This window comes from Ruegeria sp. CDSA236, assembly GCF_059611285.1.
The window spans coordinates 612,262-625,693 of record NZ_JBXWPG010000001.1 but is presented as its reverse complement, the minus strand read 5'-3'; the positions used below and the strand labels follow the sequence as shown (position 1 = coordinate 625,693).

Genomic DNA, 13,432 nt, shown 5'->3' with positions numbered 1-13,432 from the left:
GATTCTTGCCCGCCCCTCAGATTTGGCAAAAACTCAGGCTTATGCCGGCAGGTCACGCTCCAGCGGCTCGAGCGATCCCTTGCGGGCAGCGCCGTCAGCTGACTGAGGCAGGTCGATATCGGCGCAGGTGCCGGCATCTACCAGCGTCCAGGCATTGCCCTGATAATCAACAGTCGAGGTGCCCGCGCACGTGGTACCAGGGCCGGCGGCACAATCGTTCTGACCGGCCAGAGAAACGCCATAGCACTTTTCTTTGGCTTGTGCGGATGCGGTTGTGGCCATGCCTGAAACGGCTGCGGCTACGGCGCTTGCGATGACAAGGGATTTAGCGGTGTTCGACATCTCGGTTATCCTTTTGATGACTGCGTATGTCTGTGTTCGACAATGACAAAGGTAATGGGTTGCAGGTCACAGTTGAATTCACGAGCCTGTGTCTCACGAGCCCGTCAATGACTGTCATGACATCTTGCAAACTAATAGTTTGTTTTAGAAGAGATAAAACGCAAATGTTTCAATCCGGCCCCTCAGAGAGGGCCGGATTTTGTGCAATTTGCCGCTGATTGTTACAGCAGGTCGGGCGGCGTAGCGGCACGCGACAGTTCATTTGTTACAGCCTCAAGCGGCTGCACTTGTGTCTGTTTCTCACCAAGACGACGGACACTGACCGTGCGGTCCTCAACTTCACGGTGACCGACGGCCAGAATGACCGGAACTTTGCCGACCGAGTGTTCACGAACCTTATAGTTGATCTTTTCGTTGCGGATGTCCGCCTCGGCTCGGATACCTGCGGCCTTGAGTGTCTCAACCACTTCCTGCACGTAACCGTCAGCCTCGGAGGTGATCGAAGCGACCACGACCTGACGCGGGGCCAGCCAGAAGGGCAATTTGCCCGCGTGTTCTTCGATCAGGATGCCGATGAACCGTTCGAACGAACCCAGCGTTGCACGATGCAGCATGAAGGGGCGGTGCTTCGATCCGTCCGCGCCAATGAAATTGGCGTCCAGCCGCTCAGGCAGGTTGGGGTCCACCTGAAGGGTGCCGCATTGCCAGGTACGGCCGATCGCGTCGGTCAGGGTGAATTCAAGCTTGGGTCCGTAGAAGGCGCCTTCGCCTTCGAGAAGCTCATAGTCGTATCCTGCGGCCTTGCAGGCGTCACCTAGGGCTTTTTCGACCAGATCCCAGCTTTCATCCGACCCGATGCGTTTTTCCGGGCGCGTCGAGAGCTTGATGGTCCAATCATGGAAACCGAGATCGGCATAGACCTTCGACAGAAACGCGATGAATTTTGCAGTTTCAGATTCGATCTGATCTTCGGCGCAGAAAATATGCCCATCGTCCTGGGTAAAGCCGCGCACCCGCATGATACCATGCAGCGCGCCAGAGGGTTCGTACCGCGCGCAAGACCCGAACTCGGCCATGCGCAGAGGCAGATCGCGATAGGATTTCAGACCCTGATTGAACACCTGCACGTGGCAGGGACAATTCATCGGCTTCAGGGCGTTCACGGCCTTTTCACGGGCATGTTCCTCGTCGACTTCGACGATGAACATGTTTTCCTGATACTTGTCCCAGTGGCCCGAGGCTTCCCACAATTTGCGGTCAACAACCTGCGGTGTGTTGACTTCGACATAGCCGTCACGCTCCTGCATGCGGCGCATATAGTCCTGCAGGGTGGTATAGATCTTCCAGCCATTCGGATGCCAGAAGATCTGGCCGGGAGCTTCTTCCTGCATGTGGAACAGGTTCATTTCGCGGCCCAGCTTGCGATGGTCACGCTTGGCAGCCTCTTCCAGCATGTGCAGGTGCGCTTTCAGCTTTTCCTTGCCGGTAAAAGCCACGCCATAGATGCGTTGCAGCATCGCGCGGTCGCTGTCACCGCGCCAATAGGCCCCGGCGATGGACATCAGCTTGAACGCATCGCCCGGAACCTGGCCGGTATGCTGAAGGTGCGGGCCACGGCACAGGTCCTGCCAGTCGCCATGCCAGTACATGCGCAACGGCTCGTCGCCCGGGATGGCGTCGATCAATTCGACCTTATAGGGCTCGTTGTTTTCGGTGTAGAAATCAATCGCGCGCTGACGGTCCCAGACCTCGGTGGTCACGGTGTCGCGCTTGTTGATGATTTCCTTCATCTTTTTCTCAATCGCGCCGAGATCTTCGGGCGTAAATGGCTCGGCCCGGTCGAAATCGTAGTACCAGCCGTTTTCGATGACGGGGCCGATGGTGACTTTAGTGTCGGGCCAGATTTCCTGCACGGCGCGGGCCATGATATGGGCGAGGTCGTGGCGGATCAGCTCGTTTGCCTGATCTTCATCTTTCATGGTGTGCAGGGCGATTTCGGCATCAGATTCAATGGGCCATTGCAGATCCCAATGCTGGCCATTCACCGTGGCTGAGATGGCCTTTTTGGCCAGTGAGGTCGAGATGTCGGCGGCCACCTGCGCAGGGGTTACACCCACTTCATAGGATCGTGCATTGCCGTCAGGAAAAGTGAGAGAGATTGACTGTGCGTCCAAGGCCATGGCTGGCTCTCCTCGTCGGTTTGGCGCCCACTGAACGCCCGGTTGCGGGTTATGTTGTGTTCGCTTCATTTGTCAGGTGGGGGTGAACCTGTCAAGGGCCGGCGCGAGGGGCCAACCCCTCGCGCTCCCCGAGGTATTTTTGGCCAGATGAAGGGGTATCTGGGAATTGCACTTGGGGGTGGGGCGTGCATGATATCGGAAAAAGAAAAGAGGGTGTCATGGCAGCGACGAATTTTCTGGAAACGGCGCAGGGACGGCGGCTGGCCTATCACAAAAGCGAGGGCACCGGGCCAACCATCGTGTTTCTGGGCGGGCTCAAATCCGATATGGAGGGCACCAAGGCGGTGCATTTGGAGGCCTGGGCGAAGGGGCGTGGCCATTCATTTCTGCGGTTCGACTATTCAGGTCACGGTGAAAGCGGGGGCACGTTCGAAGAAGGATGCATTGGTGACTGGCATAAGGATACGCTGGCCGCGATCACGGAATTGACGGATGGGCCGCTGATTGTTGTCGGCTCGTCCATGGGAGGGTGGCAGGCGCTGCTGTTGGCCAAAGCGCTGCCAGATCGGATTCAGGGAATGGTGACCATCGCTGCTGCGCCGGATTTTACCGAGGACGGGTATTGGGCTTCATTCTCGGAAAACCAGAAACAGGCACTGGAAACTGTTGGCCATGTCGAGCTGCCTTCGGACTATATGGAGCCATACATCGTGACCAAACGGATGATCGAAGATGGTCGCCAACATTTGGTCCTGCGCAAGCCTCTGCATATGCCTTTTCCCGTGCGGTTTTTGCAAGGTACCGAGGACACAGCGGTTTCAATCGGAACAGCAGTGCGCCTGATTGAACATGCGTTCGGGCCCGATATGCGCCTGTCATTGATCAAGCACGCCGATCATCGCTTTTCGGATGGCCCATGCCTGGGGTTGATCGAACAAGCCGTTCTCGATGTGATGGCAGCCCAATAATGCGGATATTGGGTCGCGTTTTTCTGACATTGATCGTTGCGTTTGGCCTGATCTATTGGCTTGGCCCGCGTGAGAAGGTTGATCTGGCCCCAACATTTGACGCGCGCAAATTCGGTGAAGGGGTGCAGGTCTATCTCGAAAGTGTGGAATCTGCATTCGCCGACATCATTCCGGGGGTCGAAAAGCGAGTTATTTGGCAAGAGGGCTATAAAGAGCAGCGAACACCTGTTTCGATTCTGTATCTGCACGGGTTTTCTGCATCATCCGAAGAGATCCGACCGGTTCCCGATCTGCTCGCCGAAACGTTGGGCGCCAATCTGGTCTACACGCGGTTGCAGGGTCATGGTCGCGGGGGGGAAGCAATGGGTGAGGCGACGGCCTCGGGTTGGATGCAGGATCTTGCCGAAGGGCTGGCTGCCGCACGGGCGGTTGGGGATCAGGTCGTGGTGATTTCGACATCAACCGGCGGCACGTTGGCAGCTGCGGCCGCACTGAATGAAGAGCTGAGCCAAAACGTTGCGGGGATCGTATTTGTTTCTCCGAATTTCGGCGTTAAAGCGGCCGGAGCATGGATACCCGGATTGCCTTGGGCGCGCACTTGGTTGCCCCTGATGATGGGTGAAACCCGGGGCGTCGCAGGGGTGAACCCGGAAATGAACAAATTCTGGTCGGCGGTCTACCCTTGGCAGGCTGTGGTACCGATGACAGTGCTGGTGGATGTGGTCTATGCGCTGGATTTTTCAGACGCAAAGGTTCCCGCGTTGTTCTGGTTCTCGAATGAAGATCAGGTCGTGCGTGCCGACCTGACCCACGAGATTGCCAAGGCATGGGGCGCCCCTGCGTCGGTTGAGCTGGTAACAATGGGGCCCGGGGACGATCCTAATTCCCATGTGATCGCCGGGCGGTTGATGTCTCCGGGGCAGACCGACGAAGTGGTGGCTGGTATCCTGAGATGGTTGAAAACCTTGGGGATCGAGTGAGGAAGAAATAATGCGCAGACCAGGCAGTATGTGGAGCCTTGAAACCCTCGGTCGTGTGCGTTTGTCCCGTCATTTTTTCATGCGCGATTTTCTGTATTCGGAAATAAGCAATTTTCACGAAAAGCAGAATTTTCCAGACGATCCCAACCTTGCCATCGAAACTGGAAAGGCGCTTTGCGAAACCCTGCTGGACCCGCTTGAGGAGACCTTTGGCCGGATTGCCGTACGATCCGGCTATCGCTCGGCATCATTGAACCGTTTCGGTAATGAAAACCGGCTGAATTGCGCGCGAAATGATAACCCGCTTGAATGTCACATCTGGGATCGCGCGGTGGGTGATGATCGGATTGCCGGTGCATCGATCGTGATCCCATGGTTTGCGGATCAATATGAGGCGGGGCGGGATTGGCGGGATTTGGCGTGGTGGATGCACGACCATCTGGATTATTCCGAAATCTGGTTCTTTCCAAAACTCTGTGCTTTCAATCTGGTCTGGAGGCCTGTGCCTCATAAGCGCATCGACAGCTATATAGCGCCGCGGGGCTGCCTTCTGCGCCCAGGAGGCGCGCCTGGCGAGGGTGATCTTGAGCGGCAAAGACGATATGCGGACTTCCCCGCTTTTCGCGGTATCCGCTACCCCTGAACTTTAACTTGCCGAACCATACAAAACCTCTCATCCTGAAACTAATGACGACGATTTGAGTGACTTTTCCAAAGGAGGCGTTGTTTGATCGAGCCGTTGGTTCTTTTGCCCGGTTTGATGTGTGATGCGCGGGTATTTGAGCATCAGATGCGCGCCCTGTCACGTGATCGCGCCGTGACGGTCGCTTCGGTTTCGACTGCTGAACGGATTGAAGAGATCGCGCGGGGCCTATTGGTTCAGTTGCCACAACGCTTTGCATTGGCGGGCCTAAGCCTGGGCGCAGTAGTCGCTTTGGAAATTGTCCGATATGCACCCGAGAGGGTGTCGCGCTTGTGTCTGATGGCTTCGGATGCGCATTCGGAATCGCCCCAGACCGCAGCTGCGCGGGAGGAGCTGTTGGTCGCCGCCAAGATGGGTCGGTTAGAGGAAGTGATGCGTCGGCTGATTGGATCGGATTCGCTGGCCCCGGGGCCTCGACGTATTCCCATTCTTGCTGATGTCATCTCGATGGCGTTGGATTTGGGCCCGCAGGTGTTCGAGCGTCAGATTCGCGCGCTGCAGCGTCGCCCGGATCAGCAGGGCAACCTGCGCCGGATCACGGCCCCGACTTTGGTGCTATGTGGGGCGCATGACACGGTTGTTCCGGTGCGAAGGCATGCGTTCATGGCGGACCTGATCCCAAATGCAGAACTGCACGTCATCAAGGATGCAGGACATTTGCCTACGTTGGAATCGCCTGAAAATGTCACCGAGGCGCTGAAGACCTGGCTCAGCGTGAAGCCTGCGCTGGACTACGCGTAGAGCGCTTTACGCTGTTCTTTGCTGAGAATGACCGGGGTTGAGATCGTCTGGCCCGTATTCTGATCAAAGAACGGGGTGTCCCTCCAACTGCCAGAAAGCCGGGATTTTAGTACCCGCGTAACAATCCCGGCGATAGCGTAACCCAGTCGCTTGTGTTTGTGTTTTCCATCGGCCTGCGGAATGAACCCTTGGGTCGTAACCGGCCCTAAACAGTCCGGATCGGAAACTCGTTTCACATCAAAGCCCGCAAACGGAAATTTTGGAGTATTTGATGTCGTCGCCAGCGGTGCATTGCAGCAGCTGGCATACCAGCGCAGCATCCCCTTGGGGCCAAGGCGCATCGCGGCCAGGTGTTCGATGCCGCCGTCGATCCTGATTTCTTCAGGGGCCATTTGAAAAATGTCCACCGGTTCCGGCGCAGGGTCCGGTTGCCCGAAATATATCTGCGCGGCCCGGCAATCACGGCAAAAGCAGACTACATGCGTTCCGTACTGAACGCCTCTGGCTGTAATGCTGCCAAAGAGTTTTCCACAGTTGCAGGCGAAAGCCGTCTGTTTGGCGACTTTCTTTCCCATCGGCGTTAGGCCACTTTGTTGCGGTTGGCCGCTTTGCGAGAGGGTTTGCGGGCGTTGGCGTTCATAAATTCGATCACCAATGGGCGGATATTGTCGCGCCAGCTGCGGCCGGCGAAGATGCCATAGTGACCTGCGCCAGGTTCGACATGGCTGGCTTTTTTCGAATCCGGCAGCCCTGTACACAGCTCGAGCGCAGCAATGCACTGTCCAGGGGCCGAGATGTCGTCATTCGCACCTTCGACTGTTTTGACAGCAACGTTTGTAATTTTGCCGATATCCACCTTGTGCCCTGCAACAACAAACTCGTTGCGCGCGATTTCGCGGTTTTTGAAGACGCGTTCGACGGTCGAAAGGTAGAACTCGGCGGTCATGTCCATGACGGCGAGGTATTCATCGTAGAATCTGTTATGGGCATCGTGATCCGAAGCCTCGTCCCGCATAACCCTCTGGATCTGCTCGGAAAACGCCTGAGAATGCCGGTCCGAATTCATCGACATGAACGAGGCCAACTGCAGCAGGCCGGGATACACCATGCGCCCGACGCCCTTATACTTGAAGCCGACGCGCTGAATCATGGTTTCTTCCAGCTGCCCCATTGTCACGCGGCGGCCAAAATCGGTCACGTCGGTAGGTGTGGCATCCGGGTCAACAGGTCCGCCGATCAATGTCAGCGTGCTGGGTTGGGCTTTGGGTTCGACCTCGGCCAGATAGGCTGTGGCGGCCAGAGTCAGCGGCGCCGGTTGGCAGACGGCTACAACATGGGTGTCCGGTCCCAATTCTTTCATGAAATCGACAAGGTAAAGTGTATAATCCTCTACATCAAACTTACCTTCGGACACGGGGATATCGCGCGCATTATGCCAGTCTGTGATATAAACTTCGCAATTCACCAAGAGGCTTTTTACGGTGGACCGAAGCAAAGTGGCGTAATGTCCAGACATCGGGGCGACCAACAGCACCTTGCGGGGCTGTTCGGCGCGGCCATTGACACGTATATGTATCAAATCACCAAAAGGGCGTTCGATCACCGGGACAATATCGACCAGATGATCCTTGCCGTCTTCGCAAGTGAATGTACGGATTCCCCAGTCGGGTTTTACAACCATGCGCTGGAACGTCCGCTCAGTCACCTCGCCCCAGGCGGCCATCATGCTGAACGCAGGGTTGGGCACCATCGAAAACAGCGGATAAGAAGCCATGGCACTTGCCGTAGCACCCATCCACTGATTGGTGTTGCGCAGCGTTTCCATCAGATCGTAGGTCATCATGTAGCGCATGAAATGGGCCTCCTGAGTGTCAGCCTGATAATTCGGACCATTCGTCGCTTTGCCCCCCGACGCCCACGACGTTATTCTGCATAGCAGCGAGGTTAGGGTGGAATTGTTAAAATGACAACAAGTGAAGATAACGCGCCAGAGCTGTCCGAGGAACACCTTGAACGGATTAGAGAAAATATGACGAAAGTCGAAGAATTGTCGAAAAGGCTGATCGATGTGATGGCTGGCAAAGAGGCGCACACTCCCGCTTTGGACGGTCCGAATCAAGATCTTTTCGCAAGAGCAGCAACTTCGTATTTCGCCGAAGCGTGGCAGAATCCCGCCAAGCTTCTGGAACATCAGGTCGCCTTCTGGGGACAATCCGTTATGAACTTTGCTGAGGCTCAGCAGGCGCTGGCCGCCGGCGGGGTCGAGGACAGCGAACCCGGACCCAAGGATAAAAGGTTCTCAAACCCTCTTTGGGACACCAACCCCTATTTCCGGTTTATTCGCCAACAGTATCAGACAAACGCCGATGCAATCGCGCAGGCGGTTGCTTCGGTCGACGATCTGGACGGCAAGGACAAGCAGAGGCTGCATTTCTTTTCGCAACAGATCATTGACTTGATGTCTCCGACGAATTTCCTGGCCTCCAATCCCGACGCGCTGGAAAAGGCGGTCGAGACGGAAGGGCAATCGCTGATCAAAGGGCTAGAGAATCTAGTTGCTGACCTAGAAGCCAATAATGGTGAAATGGTTGTCAGACTGGCGGATGAATCTGCGTTCAAGCTTGGCGAGAATATCGCGACAACTCCGGGCGACGTGGTCTATCGCAACAGGCTTATGGAGTTGATCCAGTACAAACCCACGACCGAGACCGTACACGAAACCCCGATCGTTCTGTTTCCGCCCTGGATCAACAAATACTATATTCTGGACCTTAAGGCGCAGAACAGCCTCATCAAATGGGTGACCGAGCAGGGCTATACCCTGTTTGTTGTAAGTTGGGTAAATGCGGATGCTTCTCATGCCGAGGTCGGTATGGGCGACTATGTCGAAGAGGGATTTCTGACCGCCATCGAGACCGTCAAGTCGATCTGTAAGGTCAAGCAGGTCAATGCGGTGGGATATTGCATTGCCGGCACCACGTTGAGCCTGACGCTGTCCCTGATGAAACAGCGTGGCGACAAATCCATCAAATCGGCGACCTTCTTTACAACCTTGACCGATTTCGGTGAGCAGGGGGAATTCACGCCGTTCCTACAGAACGACTTTGTCGACGGCATTCAAGAACAAGTGACGAAAGACGGTATCCTAAAAGCATGGGTCATAGGTCGTACCATGTCGTTCCTGCGATCGAATGACCTGATCTACGGCCCCGCCATTCGAAGCTATATGATGGGCGAGACCCCTCCGGCGTTTGATTTGCTCTACTGGAACGGGGATGGCGCAAATCTTCCGGGCAAAATGGCAATCGAGTATTTGCGGGGGCTTTGTCAGAAAAATCAATTTGTGACCGACGGTTTCGATTTGCTTGGGCACAAACTACATATCCGCGACGTTGATGTTCCTTTGATGGCCATCAGCTGTGAAACCGACCATATCGCCGCCTGGAAAGATTGTTATCGGGGTGTGCAGCAGATGGGGTCACGTTCGAAGACGTTTGTCGTTTCGGAATCCGGTCACATAGCAGGCATCGTGAACCCGCCGAGCAAGAAGAAATACGGCCACTACACCAACCCTGATCTCAATGCGGATGCCGATGCGTGGATGAAAGAGGCCGATTTTCATAAAGGGTCCTGGTGGCCGCAGTGGGAAGCTTGGCTGAAGAAGAGATCCGGCAAGCAGATCCCCGCGCGCCAAGTGGGCGATTCGGGATACGCTTCCCTGGCCGAGGCACCAGGAACCTATGTTTTGGTGAAGGCAACAGATTGATTTTTAACAGTTTAGAAAAATATTGCTGCAGTGCAGCAAGAAAAAACTTGCAATGCTGCGATGCAGCAACGATATTATCCTCAAGCTGATGAAGCCCGGGGTTGGCCCGGATCGGCAAGCAAAGGATTTGGACAATGGCAAAGACTCAAGACTTTACCGCGACCCTGAAAGACATGATGGGTGCATTCCCTGTTGACACCACCGCTCTGGAAGGTGCGTTCAACACCACCGCGACCTTGAACGAAAAGCTGTCGGGCGTTGCTCTGGAAGCGGCTGAGAAATCGGCTGAGATTTCGAACAAATGGACCAAGGAAACCCTGGCCAAACTGTCCGATATGTCGAAAGCGAAATCTGACCCTGCAGATTACGCAAAAGCTGCAACCGACTACGCAAGCGCGTCGGCAGAAGTTGCTGCTGAAAACCTGGCTGCTTTCGCTGAAATCGCGAAAAAAGTTCAGTCGGAAACCGTTGAGCTGCTGATGGCTGCTGGCAAAAACGCTGCAGAAGACGCAACTGCCGTTGTCAAAAAAGCAACCAACGACGTGTCCACTGCTGCGAAAAAAGCAGCTGGCGCCAAGTAAGGTAAGATAGCGAGGCGCACCCACTCCTCCCATTTGGTGCAATCGCGTTGGGCGGGTCGAAAGACCTGCCCTTTCTTTTTGTTCTGCACTCGCATAATCTCTGCTGCAATGCATCATTCCTTGGGGAGGGTAGACGGTGTCAGAACAAGAAAAACCGTTGCTAATCAAACGATATGCCAGCCGTCGGCTGTATAACACTGAAACCAGTGACTATGTCACGCTCGAAGATATTGCGGCATTCATACGTGACGGTCGCGAAGTTCAGATCATAGACCTGAAGACTGGGGATGATCTGACACGGCAATATCTGCTGCAAATCATTGCCGAGCATGAAAGCCGCGGTGAGAATGTCCTGCCGGTGAACGTGCTGAACGATCTTGTGCGCAGCTATATGTTGCCGGGCGGAGGAGTGATGCCGCAATTCCTGCAAAGCTCGTTCGAAATGCTGCGCGAAAGCCAAAGCAAAATGATGGAAAACATGTCTGCGATGAATCCGATGACCCAGATTCCGGGTTTCGAAGCACTGCAAGCGCAGCAAAAGGCATTTCTGAAGGCGATGACCAGCGGCATTTCCGGCAGTTGGTCCGGTCCGGAAACGGATAGCGAGGCCAAACCCCAGTCGAGTGAGGATCTGGACGACATCAAGAAGCAGTTGGCGGAGTTGCAGCAAAAGCTGTCTAAACTGAACTGAATTTGTCCACACAATGAAATAGGCCCGCCGCTGGCGGGCCTTTTCGTTTGAATTCAGCTTGTTCAGGTTCCAAATGCGATTTTCGGGGCGGTAATTTCCCCTACTGAAGCCAACAGAATATCAGCGATCACATCCAGTTCCGCGCCTGTCAGGCGTACAGGCAGGCGCACGTCGCAAGCTTTCATCAGCATGTTTCGCGTTTGTGGCAGCTCGGTCTGTTCCGGCAGGAATTGCCAGTTCCAAAAGGCACGGGCGTTGTCTTCACTCAGGCCGAATACCTGAACTTTCACTCCGCGTGCTTCGGATGCTGCGGCAAAGGCGCGGATATCATCATCGCTTAGGTCAACCAGATTGAACTGGATCGAGTCCGGCGCCCGGCGCTCTGGCACCAGCGGGGCAGGCACGTTGATATAGGGCGATGAGTTCAGGCGCTCTGCCACATAGTCGTGGTTTTGCAACCCATCGCGGACACGGCGTGCCAATTCAGGCATCTGGGGACGGATTACTGCAGCGCTCAGGTTGCTCATCCGCAGGTTATACAGCGGCAACTGGTTCTGCCAGCGGCCAAAGGCCTCTTGGAGTTCCGATGAGTTGTCGCCACGCGGACCTTTGTGTTTCTTCCAGTTATGTTCGTAGGCGCCGGACATGATCACGGCACGCGCCACCAGATCAGCGTCGTCGGTTATCAGAATGCCACCTTCGCCCGCATTGATCATCTTGTAGGACTGAAACGAGAAACAGCCGATCTTGCCAATCGTCCCAATATTGCGGCCATGCCAAGTTGTCCCCAGCGAATGGGCTGCGTCCTCGATCACCGGAATGTCGCGCGCGCTGCACAGAGTCATGATCGCGTCCATATCCGAAGTATGTCCGCGCATATGGCTAATGATCACGGCCTGCACGTTATCCAGTTTGGCGGCAAAGTCATCCATGTCGATGCGATAATTGTCACCCACCTCACACAATACGGGGATGCAATCCGCATGTATGACCGATGAGGGCACCGCCGCAAAGGTAAAGCCCGGTATCAGCACCCGCGCGTCCCGCGGCAGACCCAGCGCCTTGAGCGACAGGAACAGTGCCGCCGAGCAGGACGATACAGCCAGCGCGTATTTCGTGCCCAGCAGTTCCGCGAATTCCGACTCGAGCAGCGCAACCGGAGCGTCCTGCGGCGCAGTGTAGCGGAACAGGTCGCCTGACTGCATCAGGGCATCAATGGCGTCGCGGGCAGCCGCTGGGATGGGTTCGGCGTCATGGACGTTCGGAGGCAGCGTCATATTTGGCATTCCTGAATTCTATCTTTGGGAAAGATAAAGCTAATGAAGTGTCAATCCAAGCCCTTAATCTTCAGGGTGGGGAAATTTCACTATTCTGACGTAGTCAGAGAGACACAGGTTGGCTTACCCCGCGTAGCGGGAAATTCTTTTGAACTTGCAACTTTGGGGGAAGTAAGGTGGCAATGGATCTTCTTTGACGTTGTTCTCGTATGATGGGTTGGATCACTGCATTGACTATCATTCGTTTGGCCCTCTGGGGCGCGCTTTCAACTTTCGCTTCGGCGGTTCACGCAGATTATCTTCTGTCGGATGGCACTGAAGTTGCGCCGCTTGAGATGTTTCAGGAATGCGATGTTTGCCCTGAGATGATTGCCTTGCCTATGGGTGAGTTCATGATGGGTGGACCACCGGGAGAATCGAAACGAAACTTTCATTGGGATGAAAAAGGGCGCCGACCCGCGACAGCGGAAGAGCCGTATATCGCGCATCGTGAAGGTCCGGTTCATAGCGTCAGAATAGATCTGTCCTTTGCCATGGGACGTAACGAGGTTACCCGTGATGAGTGGATGGCCTGCGTTGAAGATGGGGGATGTAGCAAATATGTGCCGGAAGATTTTGTAATCGGCGATAGTTTTGAGCGCATAGATCTTACGGGCAATCATCCAGTGAATGATGTGTCTTATTTGGATGCTTTGGCTTACACGGATTGGCTGAACAAAAAACTCGGGATAGATGCCTACCGCTTACCAACGGAAGCCGAATGGGAATATGCCGCCCGTGCCGGAACGCAGACTCCTTTTGCGCAAGGAGAGGAAGTTACGACGGATCAGGCCAATTTCCATGCCAAACCGACAGAAGAGATGATTGGTGAAAAGCGGCCGGATTTAGTGTGGCGCGGTTACCCAGTTCGCGTTGATGAACTTGATGCCTCCAATGCTTGGGGTCTTCAGCATATGTCGGGGAATGTCGGGGAAAGAACGATGTCCTGCTGGACAGCGACGCACCCGGGTTGGTCGACTTCCAGCCAGCACTTAGAGATGGCGAGATCAGTCGATTGTCACAGGCGGGTTGTAAAAGGCGGTTCTTATCCATTTGCTATGGATTTTTCGCGCGCTGCAAGTCGCGGTGGGGCGGGCATTGATTGGCGGTCAAAATTGACGGGCTTTCGTATCCTGAGAGAGTTTAAGTGAGTTTCTCTGACAA

General features: G+C 55.1%; 13 protein-coding genes. 8 read left to right on the top strand and 5 right to left on the bottom strand.

All coding sequences use genetic code 11. From position 1 onward, the window contains the following. Window positions 1-39 precede the first annotated feature (39 nt). Both AC2FLB_RS03170 and thrS read right to left on the bottom strand, forming a co-directional pair. Window positions 40-342 (bottom strand): BufA1 family periplasmic bufferin-type metallophore, encoded by a 303-nt coding sequence (locus AC2FLB_RS03170; protein WP_142632987.1) that lies wholly within the window; start codon window positions 340-342, stop codon window positions 40-42. Window positions 343-563: 221 nt separating this feature from the next. Further along, window positions 564-2,522 (bottom strand): threonine--tRNA ligase, encoded by a 1,959-nt coding sequence (gene thrS / locus AC2FLB_RS03165; protein ID WP_496708598.1) that lies wholly within the window; start codon window positions 2,520-2,522, stop codon window positions 564-566. A gap of 218 nt (window positions 2,523-2,740) precedes the next feature. Between thrS and AC2FLB_RS03160 the strand changes: the two genes are divergently transcribed. From AC2FLB_RS03160 to AC2FLB_RS03145, 4 genes are all read left to right on the top strand, one after another. After that, window positions 2,741-3,490, top strand: a complete 750-nt coding sequence (locus AC2FLB_RS03160; RefSeq protein ID WP_496708597.1) for an alpha/beta fold hydrolase — start codon at window positions 2,741-2,743, stop codon at window positions 3,488-3,490. Then, on the top strand, window positions 3,490-4,470 hold the full coding sequence (locus tag AC2FLB_RS03155; protein ID WP_496708596.1) for an alpha/beta hydrolase: 981 nt from the start codon (window positions 3,490-3,492) through the stop codon (window positions 4,468-4,470). Before AC2FLB_RS03160 ends, AC2FLB_RS03155 begins: the two co-directional genes overlap by 1 nt. 28 nt (window positions 4,471-4,498) lie before the next feature. Further along, on the top strand, window positions 4,499-5,113 hold the full coding sequence (locus AC2FLB_RS03150; RefSeq protein ID WP_496708674.1) for a hypothetical protein: 615 nt from the start codon (window positions 4,499-4,501) through the stop codon (window positions 5,111-5,113). Window positions 5,114-5,197: 84 nt separating this feature from the next. After that, window positions 5,198-5,914 (top strand): alpha/beta fold hydrolase, encoded by a 717-nt coding sequence (locus AC2FLB_RS03145; protein ID WP_142632994.1) that lies wholly within the window; start codon window positions 5,198-5,200, stop codon window positions 5,912-5,914. Here AC2FLB_RS03145 and AC2FLB_RS03140 read toward each other — a convergent pair. Both AC2FLB_RS03140 and phaZ read right to left on the bottom strand, forming a co-directional pair. After that, a complete protein-coding gene (locus AC2FLB_RS03140; RefSeq protein WP_496708595.1) occupies window positions 5,905-6,489 on the bottom strand; it encodes a DUF6151 family protein in 585 nt (194 codons plus the stop codon). The genes AC2FLB_RS03145 and AC2FLB_RS03140 overlap by 10 nt on opposite strands. Before the next feature lie 5 nt (window positions 6,490-6,494). Then, window positions 6,495-7,766 carry a polyhydroxyalkanoate depolymerase gene (gene phaZ / locus AC2FLB_RS03135; protein WP_496700579.1) on the bottom strand — a complete coding sequence of 424 codons (1,272 nt, stop codon included), beginning with the start codon at window positions 7,764-7,766 and terminating at the stop codon, window positions 6,495-6,497. Window positions 7,767-7,877: 111 nt separating this feature from the next. Here phaZ and AC2FLB_RS03130 point away from each other — a divergent pair, with 111 nt between their 5' ends. From AC2FLB_RS03130 to phaR, 3 genes are all read left to right on the top strand, one after another. Beyond that, window positions 7,878-9,680 (top strand): PHA/PHB synthase family protein, encoded by a 1,803-nt coding sequence (locus tag AC2FLB_RS03130; RefSeq protein ID WP_496692387.1) that lies wholly within the window; start codon window positions 7,878-7,880, stop codon window positions 9,678-9,680. Between the two features lie 134 nt (window positions 9,681-9,814). Further along, the gene (locus AC2FLB_RS03125; RefSeq protein WP_142633002.1) at window positions 9,815-10,261 is read left to right on the top strand and encodes a phasin family protein; all 447 of its coding nucleotides are present in this window, start codon (window positions 9,815-9,817) and stop codon (window positions 10,259-10,261) included. A 136-nt stretch (window positions 10,262-10,397) separates the two neighbouring features. Beyond that, entirely contained in the window at window positions 10,398-10,952 is a 555-nt protein-coding gene (gene phaR / locus AC2FLB_RS03120) for a polyhydroxyalkanoate synthesis repressor PhaR (protein WP_142633004.1), read from the top strand. Between the two features lie 62 nt (window positions 10,953-11,014). Here the strand turns inward: phaR and AC2FLB_RS03115 are convergent, their stop codons facing one another. Next, window positions 11,015-12,229 (bottom strand): DegT/DnrJ/EryC1/StrS family aminotransferase, encoded by a 1,215-nt coding sequence (locus AC2FLB_RS03115; RefSeq protein WP_496708594.1) that lies wholly within the window; start codon window positions 12,227-12,229, stop codon window positions 11,015-11,017. A gap of 212 nt (window positions 12,230-12,441) precedes the next feature. Between AC2FLB_RS03115 and AC2FLB_RS03110 the strand changes: the two genes are divergently transcribed. Continuing rightward, window positions 12,442-13,419: a formylglycine-generating enzyme family protein gene (locus AC2FLB_RS03110; RefSeq protein WP_496708593.1), complete on the top strand. Its 978-nt coding sequence runs from the start codon at window positions 12,442-12,444 to the stop codon at window positions 13,417-13,419. Window positions 13,420-13,432 lie beyond the last annotated feature (13 nt).